A 13,226-nucleotide genomic window follows, 5' to 3' on the forward strand; every position below is an offset into this window, starting at 1 on the left:
CAAACACGTATCCGCTCGATGACACGCCGTCCTGGCCCCTAGGATTCCCCTTATCACCTCACCGGTCTCATTCGACAGGAACCCCATGAGCGACACTTCCCCCTACGGCTTCGAGCTTGTGCGGCGTGGGTACGACCGCGCTCAGGTGGACGAACGTATCTCCAAGCTCGTCTCCGACCGTGACAGCGCTCTCACCCGCATCACCGCTCTGGAAAAGCGCATCGAGGAGCTGCACCTCGAGACGCAGAACGCCCAGGCGGCGGTGACGGACTCCGAGCCGTCGTACGCCGGCCTCGGCGCGCGCGTCGAGAAGATCCTCCGCCTCGCCGAGGAGGAGGCGAAGGACCTGCGCGAGGAGGCCCGCCGCGCGGCCGAGCAGCACCGCGAGCTCGCCGAGTCGGCCGCCCAGCAGGTCCGCAACGACGCCGAGTCGTTCGCCGCGGACCGCAAGGCCAAGGCCGAGGACGAAGGCGTCCGGATCGTCGAGAAGGCCAAGACCGAGGCCGGCCAGCTGCGTGCCGAGGCGCAGAAGGACGCGCAGTCCAAGCGTGAGGAGGCCGACGCCCTCTTCGAGGAGACCCGCGCCAAGGCCGCCCAGGCCGCCGCGGACTTCGAGACCAACCTCGCCAAGCGCCGCGAGCAGTCCGAGCGGGACCTGGCCTCCCGTCAGGCGAAGGCGGAGAAGCGCCTCGCCGAGATCGAGCACCGGGCCGAGCAGCTCCGCCTGGAGGCGGAGAAGCTGCGCACCGACGCCGAGCGCCGCGCCCGCCAGACCGTGGAGACGGCCCAGCGCCAGGCCGAGGACATCGTCGCCGACGCCAACGCCAAGGCGGACCGGATCCGTTCCGAGTCCGAGCGCGAGCTGGCGGCCCTCACCAACCGCCGCGACTCCATCAACGCCCAGCTGACGAACGTCCGCGAGATGCTCGCCACGCTGACCGGTGCCGCGGTGGCCGCTGCCGGCGCACCGGCCGACGAGGAGTCGGTCTCCCGCGGGGTCCCGGCCCAGCAGTCCCGATAACATTCGGGATATTTCGGCCGAATACCTGTCGAAGCCCTCTGCCAGCGGTGGCAGAGGGCTTCGCCGCGTTCTAGCGTGTCGGCATGATCGAGCTGACGGGGCTGACCAAGCGGTACGGCGAGAAACTCGCGGTGGACAATCTCACCTTCAGCGTCCGCCCGGGCATCGTCACGGGGTTCCTCGGCCCCAACGGGGCGGGCAAGTCGACCACGATGCGGATGATGCTCGGCCTCGACCGGCCGACCGCCGGCGGCGTGCGCATCGACGGCAAGCGGTACGACGAGCTGAAGGACCCGCTGACGTACATCGGCGCCCTGCTGGACGCCAAGGCGGTGCACGGCGGGCGCAGCGCCTACAACCATCTGCTGTGCCTGGCGCAGAGCAACGGCATCCCCTCCGCGCGGGTGCACGAGGTGCTGGACACGGTGGGGCTGACCGCCGTCGCCCGCAAGAAGGCCAAGGGGTTCTCGCTCGGCATGGGGCAGCGCCTCGGCATCGCCGCCGCGCTGCTCGGCGACCCGCGGATCCTGATGTTCGACGAGCCCGTCAACGGCCTCGACCCCGAGGGCATCCACTGGATCCGCACCCTGATGAAGTCGCTGGCCGCGCAGGGGCGGACGGTGTTCGTCTCCAGCCATCTGATGAGCGAGATGGCGCTGACCGCCGACCACCTCGTCGTCATCGGCCAGGGCCGGCTGCTGGCCGACACCTCGATGGCGGACTTCATCGCCGAGAACTCCCGCTCCTACGTCCGCGTCCGCACCCCGCAGCCGGAGCGGCTGCTGGACGTGCTGCGGGAGGCGGGCGTGACCGCCGTGACGACCTCCACGGGGGCCTTCGAGATCGACGGGGGCAAGCCGGAGCAGATCGGTGAGCTCGTCGCGAAGCACGGCATCGTCCTGCACGAGCTCAGCCCGCAGCAGGCCTCCCTGGAGGAGGCGTTCATGCAACTGACGGCGCAGTCCGTCGAGTACCACGCACATTCCGGGACGCCCGAACGGCAGTGGGGCGCCGACTGGCAGGAAGGGAACTGAGCCATGGCGGCGACCCAGGTCATCCGCTCCGAATGGACCAAGATCCGGTCGGTGGCATCCACGATGTGGACTCTGTCGCTGGCGCTGGTGGTCACCCTCGCCCTCGGCATGCTGATCGCCGCGCTGTCCAGGAGCCAGTTCGACAAGATGAGCGAGCGCGACCGGCTCTCCTTCGACCCGACGTTCATCAGCTTCGCCGGTATGAGCCTCGGTCAGCTCGCGATGATCGTGTTCGGGGTGCTGGTCGTCTCGAACGAGTACAGCTCGGGCATGATCCGCACCTCGCTGGCCGCCGTGCCGCAGCGCGGCACGTTCCTGTTCAGCAAGATCTCGGTGGCCACCGGTCTGGCGCTCGCCGTCGGCATGGTGACCAGCTTCGCCGCCTTCTTCCTCGGGCAGGCGATGCTCGGCGAGCACCGGGCCGCCATCGGCGACACCGGCGTGCTGCGCGCGGTGTTCGGCGGCGGCCTCTACATGGCGCTGATCGCGGTGTTCTCCATGGGGGTCGCCGCGATGCTGCGCTCCCCCATGCTGTCCCTCGGCATCCTGATGCCGTTCTTCTTCCTCATCTCCAACATCCTCGGCAACGTCGACGCGACCAAGAAGGTCGGCCAGTTCCTGCCCGACCAGGCCGGCAGCCGGATCATGCAGGTGGTCACGCCGATCGGCGACGACACGCCCTACGGCCCGTGGGGCGGGCTGGGGATCATGGCGCTGTGGGTGGTCGCGGCACTGGCCGGCGGCTACCTGCTGCTCAAGCGGCGCGACGCCTGACCGCGCCCGCGGGCACCGCGGGCGGCCTCCGCGCGCGAGCCGGGCCCTGCCGTCCGCCGCTCCCACCGTCCGGGGGCGTACGGGGCAGGGCCCCGTACGGGCGGTGTGCGGGGCAGGGTCCCGTCCGGGCGGTGTGCGGGGCAGGGTCCCGTCCGGGCGGTGTGCGGGGCAGGGCCCCGTCCGGGCGATGTGCGGGGCAGGGCCCCCGTACCGCGCACGGCGCCGGCGGTGTGAACGACCCGCACTGTGTGACGGCACAGGCGTTCGGTTTCGGGCGGGGTGGAACCGGCGGCGAGTGGATATCCTCCTTATTCCTATGGGGGCGTGCGCCCCGTTGTCCTGAACTTACCGATGGGTACCTTCCGACGGGTGGGGAGCATGATCGAGGCAGTCGGCCTGACCAAGCGCTACGGCGACAAGACCGCTGTGCAGAACCTCTCCTTCCGGGTGCGGCCGGGTGCCGTCACCGGCTTCCTGGGTCCCAACGGTTCGGGCAAGTCGACCACCATGCGCATGATCCTCGGCCTGGACAACCCCACCGCCGGGACGGTGACGATCGGCGGCCACCCCTATCGCAGGCTGCCCAACGCGCCCCGCCAGGTCGGCGCCCTGCTGGACGCCAAGGCCGTGCACGGCGGGCGCACCGCCCGCAACCATCTGCTCTGCCTGGCCCAGCTGTCCGGCATCCCGGCCCGCCGGGTGGACGAGGTGCTCGGCGTGGTCGGCCTGCAGGACGTGGCGCGCAAGCGCTCCAAGGGCTTCTCGCTGGGCATGGGGCAGCGGCTCGGCATCGCCGCCGCGCTCCTCGGCGATCCGCAGGTGCTGCTCTTCGACGAGCCGGTCAACGGCCTCGATCCGGAGGGCATCCTCTGGGTGCGCAACCTGATGAAGGCGCTGGCGGCGGAGGGCCGCACCGTCTTCGTCTCCTCGCACCTGATGAGCGAGATGGCCCTCACCGCCGACCACCTCATCGTCATCGGACGCGGGCAGCTCATGGCCGACATGAGCGTGCGGGACTTCATCTCCGCCAACTCCGCCGGGTTCGCGCGGGTGCGCACCCCCGACGGTGAACCGCAGCTGCGGGAGAAGCTGGCCACCGCGCTGGCCGAGGCGGGCGGGCACGTCATGCCGGAGCAGGACGGGGCGCTGCGGGTGACGGGGCTTGCGCTGCCCCGGATCAGCGACCTCGCGCACGAGGCGGACGTCCGCCTGTGGGAGCTGTCGCCGCACCAGGCCTCGCTGGAGGAGGCGTACATGCGGATGACGCAGGGCGCGGTCGACTACCGCTCCACCACCGACCAGAAGGCGGGCCTGCAGCAGCCGCTGCCGGCCGGTGCCCAGCCCCCGATGCCGGTCGCCGGCCAGGGCCAGCCCGGCTGGTACGCCCCGCCGCCGCCCCAGCAGGGCGGGCAGCCGTTCGCGATGCCCGAGGCACAGCCCGGTACGGCCCCGCGGCCCGGTACGGCCCCGCGGGCCGCGCCGCAGGACCAGCCGCAGGCGCCTGCCGCCCCCGCCGCCGAGTCCGCTCCGACCACGCCCGAGGACGCCCGATGAGCACGCCCCCGCCCCCGCCCCCGATGCCGCAGGACGCCGCACCCGCCTGGCAGACGGCGCCCCCCGGCTACACGTCGCCGATCCCCGTGGTGCGGACCCATCTCGGGCACGCCGTCGCCTCGGAGTGGACGAAGATCAGATCGGTGCGCTCCACGATGTGGACGCTGGGCGTCTTCGTACTGCTCGTCCTCGGCATCGGTCTGGGCGCCGGCGCCCTGGTCGCCGCCAACTCCACGGCGGGCAGCGAGGAGGACGCCAATCTGCTGGGGCTCGGCTTCCCCGGGCTGCTGCTGGGGAGCATCTGCGTCATGACCCTGGGCGTTTTGACCACGGCGTCCGAGTACGGCACCGGCATGATCCGGACCACCACGGTGGCCTGCCCCTCCCGGGTGCGGGTCCTCGCGGCGAAGTCGATCGTCTTCTTCGCCGTCGCCTTCGCGGTGACCCTGGTCGGCTCCACGCTCGTCGGCCTCGCCCAGGTCGGCATGATCGACAGCGTCCGGGAACCGACCGGCGACGAGTGGATCCGGGGCACCGTCGGGGTGTCCCTCTACATCGCGCTGCTCGGACTGCTCTCGCTGGTCGTGGGCTCGATCATCCGCCACTCGGCGGGCGCCATCACGCTCATGATCGGCGTCCTGCTGGCCCCGCTGGTCATCGCGCTGTTCCTGTTCTCGGAGTCGCTGGCCGGCCTGCGCCAGGGGCTGATCGACTTCTCGGTGCCGAACCAGCTCAACGTGCTCTACGGCCAGTCCCTCACCGACTCCGGCCCGGTCGGCTGGGATCCGCTGTGGATCGTGCTCGGTGTGACCGCCGCGGCCTTCGCCGGAGCCGCGGCACTGCTGCACAGCCGGGACGTCTGACGGCGGACGCCGTCGCCGGCACCGCGCCCGGCGGGTCCCGTACGCGGGGAGGGCGCCGCTCTCCGGGCGGGCCCCGGGACACGTGGCGAACGCGGGCGCCCGTCCGCCCGCCGGTCCGGCGGGGCGTTCGGCGAGACGCCCGCTAAGGGAACCTCGGCGCGTTACGGGACCGCTGCACCCGGGTGGTGCGGCGGTCCCGTGCGTTCCAGCAGGCCTTGTGCCAGTGCCGGCGGTCGTCGACGCCGGCGTGCTCGGGCCAGGCGACGACGTGCGGGACGCCGTCCGGGATCAACTGGTCGCAGCCGGGGCAGCGGTAGGACTTCCCCTGGGCGCTGGCGCCGGCCACGTGCCGCACGCTCCACTGCTCGCCCTGCCAGTCGGCCGTGGACTGCCAGCCGCCGTAGCGGCCCCGGTCGTCCTCGGCACCGCGGCCTGGAGATCCGGAGCCCTTGGGGCGGTTGCGACGCGGAGACACGGGACACCTCACGGAGCGGAACGGGGGCACGGGCCGTTTCCAGCGTACGCGGCCCGTCGCCGGGTACCCGCCGCCGACGACGCCCGCGATCCGTACAAGTCCCGCTCCGGTGCGGCCGCTTCCCGCCGTGCCGCCCTCCGCGCATTCTCCAGACAATCGGCAAATCTCTCCGCCAGGCCGTGTCCTCGTCACGTGTCAACCGGTTATGCCGTGTGGGGGAGCTCCGCGTCGGAGCCCAGGAACAGGAAAAGCGCATGCGTGTGGGAAGTTTCGTGTTGGCGGCCCGGTTCCCCGGCCAGGGCCCGGGAGAGGCACTGCACCGGGCGGTCCGCTCGGCGGAAGTGGCCGAGGAGGCGGGGCTGGACGCGGTCTGGCTGGCGGAGCACCACTTCGTGCCGTACGGCACATGTCCTTCGGCGATCACTCTGGCCGCGCTGCTGCTGGGCCGGACGCGCCGGATCGGGGTGGGCACGGCGGTCTCCGTCCTTCCCACCACCCATCCCGTCGCCCTCGGCGAGCAGGCCGCCCTGCTGCACCTGACGAGCGGGGGGCGTTTCACCCTCGGCGTCGGGCGGGGCGGGCCGTGGGTCGACCTGGAGGTGTTCGGCACCGGCCTGGGGGCCTACGAGCGCGGCTTCCCGGAATCACTCGATCTGCTGATGCGCTGGTTGCGCGAGGCGTCCGTGGGGGCGGACGGCGAACGGTTCCGCTTCCGCGAGGTCCCGGTCGTGCCGCGGCCGTCGGAGTCGCTGGTCGAGACCGAGGGCCCCGGGGTGGTGGTGGCGTGCACCTCGCCGGCGAGCGTGCGGCTGGCCGCCGAGCGCGGACTGCCGATGCTGCTCGGCATGCACGTCGGGGACGAGGAGAAGGCCGAGATGGTCGGCCTGTGGCGGCGCCACGCACGCGCGGCGGGCCGGTCGGGGGACGAGATCCGGGACGCCGCCCACGTGTCCGCCGGCGTGTGCCAGATCGCGGACCGGCGCACCGACGCCGTCGAGACGCTCACCAAGGCGATGCCGGGTTGGCTCAAACAGGGCCTCGACGCGCATATGACGGTCGACGGGCGGAAGCGGGGGATGCGCGATCCCCTGGCGTACACCGAACTGCTCTGCGGCCTCCATCCGGTGGGCACACCGCGGCTGTGCGCCGACCGTCTCGCGGCGACCGGCGAACGCACCGGCATCTCCCGGTTCGCCCTGCTGGTGGAAGGTTCGGGGGACCTTGCGGCGACGGAGGACAACGTCCGGCGGCTGGGCGCCGAGGTGCTCCCCCACCTCGGCTGACTCCACCGCCGTCCGAAGGCTTGCCGCTCCGGCACTCGAAGCACCTCCCGCGTAAGGAGCGGCAAGCGGACGACTCACTGCTCAGCAGTCGCGGAGTTCCGGGGACTGGTTCAGCAACTGGCTGCGCACCGAGGTGAACCGGGCCAGCGTCTCGTCGACCGAGGCGTCCGGCGGGAACACCGCGACGCGGTGGCAGTTCTGGAAGGCCAGCCGCACACCGAAGTGACGCTGCAGCGCACCGCGTATCGCGTCACTCGCGAGCGCACGCAGCAGCTGACCGCGTGCCTGCTCGTCCGGCGGGGGCGTCTGGTTGTCGGCGAACGCACCGCCGTCGACCTTCAGCTGTGCCACCAGGGAGCTGACCATCTCCCATGCATAGGGCAGGGAGGTCCGGACGCAGTCGACGAAGGCGGCTTCGTCGACCTCGCCTCGCTCGGCCTGTTCGAGTAGGGCCGGTGAGACGTCGAGCGACATGGGTTCTCCTCTCGCACCCCCGCACAGCAGGGGTTGCCGGACACGGAATCGGGAGATCGCCGTGCCGTTTCACCGGACACGCTGAGTACATGCATCGCGACCTCCCGTTCTCTACGGTAGGCAACGGACGGTGACCGCACCAGGCGAATGCCGAGATGAGGCAGGGTCGTTGGGCACACATCCGGCCATCGCGGCGACGCGGGGTCCGGCGGCCGCCGCGGGGTGGGCGAATCGCGTGCACCGGGCGCGGTCGAGTAGCGTTGCCGACCATGCGTCTCGTCATCGCCCGGTGCTCCGTCGACTACGCGGGCCGGCTCACCGCCCACCTCCCCTCCGCTCCCCGCCTCATCCTGGTGAAGGCGGACGGCAGCGTCTCCGTGCACGCGGACGACCGGGCCTACAAGCCCCTGAACTGGATGTCCCCGCCGTGCACCCTGAAGGAGGGCGGCGGCCCGGACGAGGGGGTGTGGACGGTCGTCAACAAGGCGGGCGAGAAGCTGATCATCACCATGGAGGAGGTGCTGCACGACTCCTCGCACGAACTCGGCGTGGACCCCGGACTGATCAAGGACGGGGTGGAGGCGCACCTGCAGGAGCTGCTCGCCGACCGCATCGAGACCCTCGGCGACGGCTACAGCCTCATCCGCCGCGAGTACATGACCGCGATCGGCCCCGTCGACATCCTGTGCCGGGACGCCGAGGGGAAGACCGTCGCGGTGGAGATCAAGAGGCGCGGGGAGATCGACGGGGTGGAGCAGCTCACGCGCTACCTCGACCTGCTCAACCGCGACCCGCACCTCGCCCCGGTACGCGGCGTCTTCGCCGCCCAGGAGATCAAACCGCAGGCCCGGGTCCTCGCCACCGACCGCGGCATCGGCTGCCACGTACTGGACTACGACGCGCTGCGGGGCATCGAGGACGACAAGCTGCGCCTGTTCTGAGCACGTTCCGGGCGGACGGCGGACAGGTTCCGGGCGGACGGCGGACGGCGGACACGTTCGGGCGGACGGCGGATCCGCCGGTGACCGCCCCGGGCGGGCCCCGCCCCGGTCCTCCCGCGGCGCGTCGGGCAGGGGGCGCTCCCCCGCCTCGGGCCGCCGGGGGATCCGGAGCACGCGCGGGGCGTCGCCTGCGAGCGAGCAGGCCCCCTGGGGCGCCCCTAGATCACCAGCGGTGAGCCCGTCGGCGTTCCGTCCGGGGAAACCGCGGCGCTGCTCGTCGCGGTCTGCGGCGCCCCCGGGGAACCGCTGCTCTCGGCGGCCGTGGCGGTCGACGGGCCGCCGGCGGAGCCGCTGGGGGCCGACGCCGACGACGACGGCGATTCCGTGGGCGAAGCGGAGGCCGAGCCGGTCGGGCTGGCGCTCGCCGAGGACGAGGACGTGTCGGTGGGCGACGCCGAAGCGGAAGGGCTCGCCGACTCCGAGGACGTACTGCTGGGCGAGGTCGTCGCCGACGGGGAACCGGAGTGCTGACCACCGCCGCCTTGCGGGGTACCGCTCGCCCCGGCGGTGGGCCGCGCCGACTCGGACGGGGTCGGGTCGTCGGAGGTCCCGTAGGTTCCGTCGGCGCCCGGGTCCGTCGGCCGGGCGGTCGCCTGACCGGTGTCGCCGCCGGCCCCGGGGTCGTCCGTGCCGGACGTGTCGGTACCGGGGTCGCCGTCGTCCACGTCCTGGCTGACCGAGGGCTGCACGCCGACCCCGTCGGACGGGCTGTTGGCGTCGTTGTCGGAGGTGGCGCCCAGTGTCACCACCGTGCCCAGGACCGCCACGAGCAGCGCACCGGCGCCGGCCGCGACCAGGTTCCGGCGGGCCAGTCCGCGCAGCCCGCCCTGCGGTCGGTCCGGGGCGGTCTCGTACGGGACCTGGGTGACCAGTGTCTCGGCGTCGGCGGGGTGTTGCAGCGCCGGGAACGCCGCGGGCAGCGCGCGCGGCGGCGAGGCCGGTCCCTCCCGGCGGGAACCGGGCGCGTCGTCCCCGGGCGTCGGGCCGAGCAGGGCCGCGACCCCCGGCAGGTCGCCCGCCCGGTCGGCGACCAGGGCGAGGGCGCGGCGGCCGGCGACGGTGCCCCGCTTGTCGGACATCGCGCCGCGCAGGCCGATGGAGGCCTCCAGTTCGGCGCGGGCGCGGTCGAGTTGTCCGCCGCAGCAGGCGAAGATGCCGAGTTCGTGGTGGAAGTAGGCCTGTTCGCCGACCTCGCCCGCGAGCCGTGAGGCCTCCGCGCCGGACCGGAGGGACCGCTCCCAGGCCCCCCACTGCAGGCCGGCTGCGAAGGCGGGCGCGGCGGTGCGGGCGAGCCGTACGGCGAGGCTCTCCTCGTCCTCGTCGGGCGCCGTGGTGAGCGGGACGAGCACGCCCAGCGCGGCCAGCACGGCGTCCGCCTCGGCACACACCCGTTCCGGGGTGACCGAGGGGTGCCCGGCCCACCAGGCGTAGTGCCGGGCGGCGGTCCGGGCCCGCTCCTCCTCGTCCTCGCCGTAGCCGGCGGCCTCCAGTTGGGTGAGCACGCCGGCGGCGAGCCGGTAGCGGCAGCCGACCGGGGACACCAGCCCGCAGTCGGTCAGCTCGCCGAGTGCGGCGTCGGCGTGGGTGTCGCCGACCAGCGCGGGCAGGTGGGCCTGGTGGGGCACCTCGCCGCCGAGCGCGACGGCGAGGCGGAGGGTGTCGCGTGCGGAGGCGCTCAGTCGGGAGGCGAGCAGCGGCGCGGGAGCGGCGGCCTCGCCGAGGGACGGCAGCGGTATCTCCTCGGACGCGTCGGAGAGCAGGGGTTCGTCCTCCGGCGGCTCGTCCTCGAAGACGCCGAACTCGTCGACGGCCTCCGCTTCGGCCCGCTGCCGGTCGCGCTGCCCGAGCAGGACGCCCGCCTGCACGAAGCGCAGCGGCAGCCCCTCCGACTCGAACCACAGGTCCCCCGCCCAGTTGGCCTCCTCCTCGGTGAGGACCCGGCCGACGGCCCGTTCGATCAGTTCGACGCCGCCGGCGCGGTCGAGTCCGCTGAGGGCGACCTCCTCGACGTCCGACTCGGCGGACGGCGCCGGGACGTCGGGGGTGGCGGCGAACAGCCACGCGCACTCGGGGGTGGCGTCCAGCAGATCGTCCAGCGCGCTGCCGCCGAACTCCAGGTCGTCCAGGACGACGACGGCGCCGATCTCCCCCACGGAGGCGAGGAGGTCCTCGCGGTCGGGACGGTGCAGGGGCGCTGCGTGCACCGTGTGGAAGAGGTCGTGCAGCAGGTCGGAGGTGGTGCGGTGGAAGCCGTTGAGCCGGACCACGCCGTCGGGGGCGAGGTCCGTGCAGTCGTCGGCGACGAGGTCGAGGAGGCTGGTGCGGCCGGAGCCGCCGGGGCCGGTGAGCCGGACGGAGCGGCCGCGGGCGAGGAGGCGGACCAGTTGCTCGCGCTCGTCCTGACGGCCCAGCAGGTGCAGTACGGGCCGGGTCGGGCCGGGCGGTACGGGCGGTTTGGCGGCCCGGGCCAGTCGGGCCCGCTCGGCCGGGGTGCGTCTGGCGGGGCGGCCGGGGCGCTCGGCGGGCGGGCACTGCTCTATCTCGCTGCCGTCGACGGGGTTGACGGTGAGCAGGAAGTCGCCCGAGACGAGTTGCACGGTACGGGCCAGTGCGGGTGCGTGCTGGCCCAGGTCGGTGCGGGGTTCCCTGGCGGGACGCGGGCGCGACACGCCGGCAGTTCCGGTTCCGGTTCCGGTTCCGGTTTCGACGTCGGTCGGCCCGGGGGCACCGCCGTCCTCACGGCCGTACTCCTCGGGTCCCCAGGTGTTCGGGTCCATGGGTTCAAGCCCCCAAAAGCGTCGTGTGGCGGTAGCCCCTCCCGGCCGTGCTGCACACTGCGCTGTCGCTTCTGGTCCGGTGCCCGCTTGAGGGTCGCGGGCGGCGGGCAGTCGAACCGTAAACCTTGGCTCAGTATCCACGACAGCCCGGGGTGCCGCGTGGTCCGAGACGTCACAGTCTCATGAGGATTGGGCACGTCGGGCGTTTCGCCGCCACCTGCCCGGCTCCTCCGCCCCTTCGGGTGCCACCGGCACGGCGGATCACACGCGGGCCGGACGGTCCCGTGGTGCGGGGGTCACACCCGGGGCAGGGACTCGACGCCGAGACCGCCCTCGATCGCCAGGATGCGGTGCAGCCGGGTGGCCACCAGCAGCCGCTGCATCTGCGGAGGCACTGCGCGCAGCACCAGGCGCCGGCCGCAGCGCCCGGCCCGCCGGTGGACGCCCATGATCACCCCGAGTCCGGTGGCGTCCCAGGAGTCCAGTTCGGACAGGTCCAGCACCAGGTCGCCGACTCCGTCGTCGACGGCCGAGTGCAGGACCGTACGGGCGTCCGCCGCGCTGCGGACGTCGAGGCGGCCCCCGACGACCAGCTCGGCGTGGTCGCCCCTGATGTGCATATGCGCTCCCGTGCGTGCGTCTCGCTGCGCGTCGGCCGCGATGGCCATGTCCGGTGATGCAACCTCTGACGGCGAAATAGCGTCACAGGTTGCCGTCTGTAAGCGAACCGATACCTAATTCACCCTGAGGCGTGATGCACCGGTGGTGGGCAGAACCTCAGTAGGTGTAAAAACCCTGCCCGCTCTTGCGGCCGATGTCACCGGCATCAACCATCCGGCGCATCAGCTCGGGCGGGGCGAACTTCTCGTCCTGGGTCTCGGTGTAGATGTTGCCGGTGGCGTGCAGCAGGATGTCGACGCCGGTGAGGTCGGCGGTGGCCAGCGGGCCCATGGCGTGTCCGAAGCCGAGCTTGCAGGCGAGGTCGATGTCCTCGGCGCTGGCCACGCCCGATTCGTACAGCTTGGTGGCCTCCACGACGAGGGCCGAGATGAGACGGGTCGTCACGAAGCCGGCGACGTCCCGGTTCACCACGACGCAGGTCTTGCCGACGGACTCGGCGAACTGCCGCGCGGCGGCGAGCGCTTCGTCGCTCGTCTTGTGGCCGCGGACCAGCTCGACGAGCTGCATCATCGGCACCGGTGAGAAGAAGTGCACGCCGACCACCCGCTCCGGGTTCCCGGTCGCCGCCGCGATCTTGGTGATCGGGATCGCGGAGGTGTTGGAAGCGAGCACGGCGTCCTCGCGCACGATCTTGTCCAGTGCGCGGAAGATGTCGTGCTTGACCTCGAGCTTCTCGAAGACGGCCTCGACGACGACATCCGCGTCGGCGGCGGCGTCCAGGTCGGTCGTCGCGGTGATGCGGGCGAGCGCGGCCTCGGCCTCCCGAGGGGCGAGCCTGCCCTTGGCCACGAACTTGTCGTACGAGGCCTCGATGGCGTCGGTGCCGCGCCGGAGCGCCTCGTCGGTGACGTCGCGCAGCACGACCTCCCAGCCTGCCTGGGCGGACACCTGGGCGATGCCGGACCCCATGAGGCCGGCGCCGATGACGGCGAGCTTCCCTTCCACTCCCACTCCCCTGTGAAACCTGGAACGACTCCGCGAGCACGTGTCCGTCACCCGCTGCTTCCGTGTGCTCTCGGGCGGACACTAGCGCCCGTGAGGGGCGGCGGGGCTCGGTTAGTAACGCGTTTCACGTCTCAGGGGATGAGACGCCGGTCACGTCAACTTCCCACCGGGGCCCGGTATCGGGGAGTGGTGCGGCCGGGGCGCGGCGGGGCCCGGGAGGCGCGGCGGGGCCCGGGAGGCGGGGCGGGGCCCGGGAGGCGGGGCGGGGCGCGGACCCTCGGAGGCCGGGCGGGGCGGGGCCGGGCTCTGGAGGGGCGCACGGTGAGGGGCCGGGAGGCGCGGGG

At 72.8% G+C, this 13,226-nt stretch carries 12 protein-coding genes; 7 read left to right on the plus strand and 5 right to left on the minus strand.

Annotated features, from left to right (window positions below):
- The first annotated feature begins 85 nt into the window (after positions 1–85).
- The 5 genes from ACL02U_RS13980 to ACL02U_RS14000 all read left to right on the plus strand — a co-directional run bounded on the left by ACL02U_RS13980 (position 86) and on the right by ACL02U_RS14000 (position 5,246).
- Positions 86–1,021 (plus strand): cellulose-binding protein, encoded by a 936-nt coding sequence (locus ACL02U_RS13980; protein WP_412791111.1) that lies wholly within the window; start codon positions 86–88, stop codon positions 1,019–1,021.
- Between the two features lie 83 nt (positions 1,022–1,104).
- Positions 1,105–2,055, plus strand: a complete 951-nt coding sequence (locus ACL02U_RS13985; protein ID WP_412791112.1) for an ABC transporter ATP-binding protein — start codon at positions 1,105–1,107, stop codon at positions 2,053–2,055.
- Between the two features lie 3 nt (positions 2,056–2,058).
- A complete protein-coding gene (locus ACL02U_RS13990) occupies positions 2,059–2,829 on the plus strand; it encodes an ABC transporter permease (RefSeq protein WP_412791113.1) in 771 nt (256 codons plus the stop codon).
- 378 nt (positions 2,830–3,207) lie between these two features.
- Entirely contained in the window at positions 3,208–4,383 is a 1,176-nt protein-coding gene (locus tag ACL02U_RS13995; protein ID WP_412791114.1) for an ABC transporter ATP-binding protein, read from the plus strand.
- On the plus strand, positions 4,380–5,246 hold the full coding sequence (locus ACL02U_RS14000; protein WP_412791115.1) for an ABC transporter permease: 867 nt from the start codon (positions 4,380–4,382) through the stop codon (positions 5,244–5,246). The genes ACL02U_RS13995 and ACL02U_RS14000 overlap by 4 nt, the downstream gene beginning before the upstream one ends.
- 142 nt (positions 5,247–5,388) lie before the next feature.
- On the opposite strand, the gene ACL02U_RS14005 is transcribed toward ACL02U_RS14000, so the two are convergent.
- Positions 5,389–5,721: an ATP/GTP-binding protein gene (locus ACL02U_RS14005; protein ID WP_412791116.1), complete on the minus strand. Its 333-nt coding sequence runs from the start codon at positions 5,719–5,721 to the stop codon at positions 5,389–5,391.
- 254 nt (positions 5,722–5,975) lie between these two features.
- On the opposite strand from ACL02U_RS14005, the gene ACL02U_RS14010 reads away from it, so the two are divergent.
- On the plus strand, positions 5,976–7,004 hold the full coding sequence (locus ACL02U_RS14010; RefSeq protein WP_412791117.1) for an LLM class flavin-dependent oxidoreductase: 1,029 nt from the start codon (positions 5,976–5,978) through the stop codon (positions 7,002–7,004).
- A gap of 81 nt (positions 7,005–7,085) precedes the next feature.
- On the opposite strand, the gene ACL02U_RS14015 is transcribed toward ACL02U_RS14010, so the two are convergent.
- On the minus strand, positions 7,086–7,478 hold the full coding sequence (locus ACL02U_RS14015; protein ID WP_412791118.1) for an SCO5389 family protein: 393 nt from the start codon (positions 7,476–7,478) through the stop codon (positions 7,086–7,088).
- 269 nt (positions 7,479–7,747) lie between these two features.
- Between ACL02U_RS14015 and nucS the strand changes: the two genes are divergently transcribed.
- Entirely contained in the window at positions 7,748–8,419 is a 672-nt protein-coding gene (nucS, locus tag ACL02U_RS14020; RefSeq protein ID WP_412791119.1) for an endonuclease NucS, read from the plus strand.
- Positions 8,420–8,637: 218 nt separating this feature from the next.
- On the opposite strand, the gene ACL02U_RS14025 is transcribed toward nucS, so the two are convergent.
- The 3 genes from ACL02U_RS14025 to ACL02U_RS14035 all read right to left on the minus strand — a co-directional run bounded on the left by ACL02U_RS14025 (position 8,638) and on the right by ACL02U_RS14035 (position 12,882).
- Entirely contained in the window at positions 8,638–11,256 is a 2,619-nt protein-coding gene (locus tag ACL02U_RS14025) for an ATP-binding protein (protein WP_412791120.1), read from the minus strand.
- Positions 11,257–11,552: 296 nt separating this feature from the next.
- Positions 11,553–11,876 carry an STAS domain-containing protein gene (locus ACL02U_RS14030; protein WP_412791121.1) on the minus strand — a complete coding sequence of 108 codons (324 nt, stop codon included), beginning with the start codon at positions 11,874–11,876 and terminating at the stop codon, positions 11,553–11,555.
- 157 nt (positions 11,877–12,033) lie between these two features.
- Positions 12,034–12,882 (minus strand): 3-hydroxyacyl-CoA dehydrogenase family protein, encoded by an 849-nt coding sequence (locus ACL02U_RS14035; protein WP_412791122.1) that lies wholly within the window; start codon positions 12,880–12,882, stop codon positions 12,034–12,036.
- Between the last annotated feature and the right edge of the window lie 344 nt (positions 12,883–13,226).

The organism is Streptomyces sp. MS06, assembly GCF_047200655.1.
Taxonomy (GTDB): Bacteria; Actinomycetota; Actinomycetes; order Streptomycetales; family Streptomycetaceae; genus Streptomyces.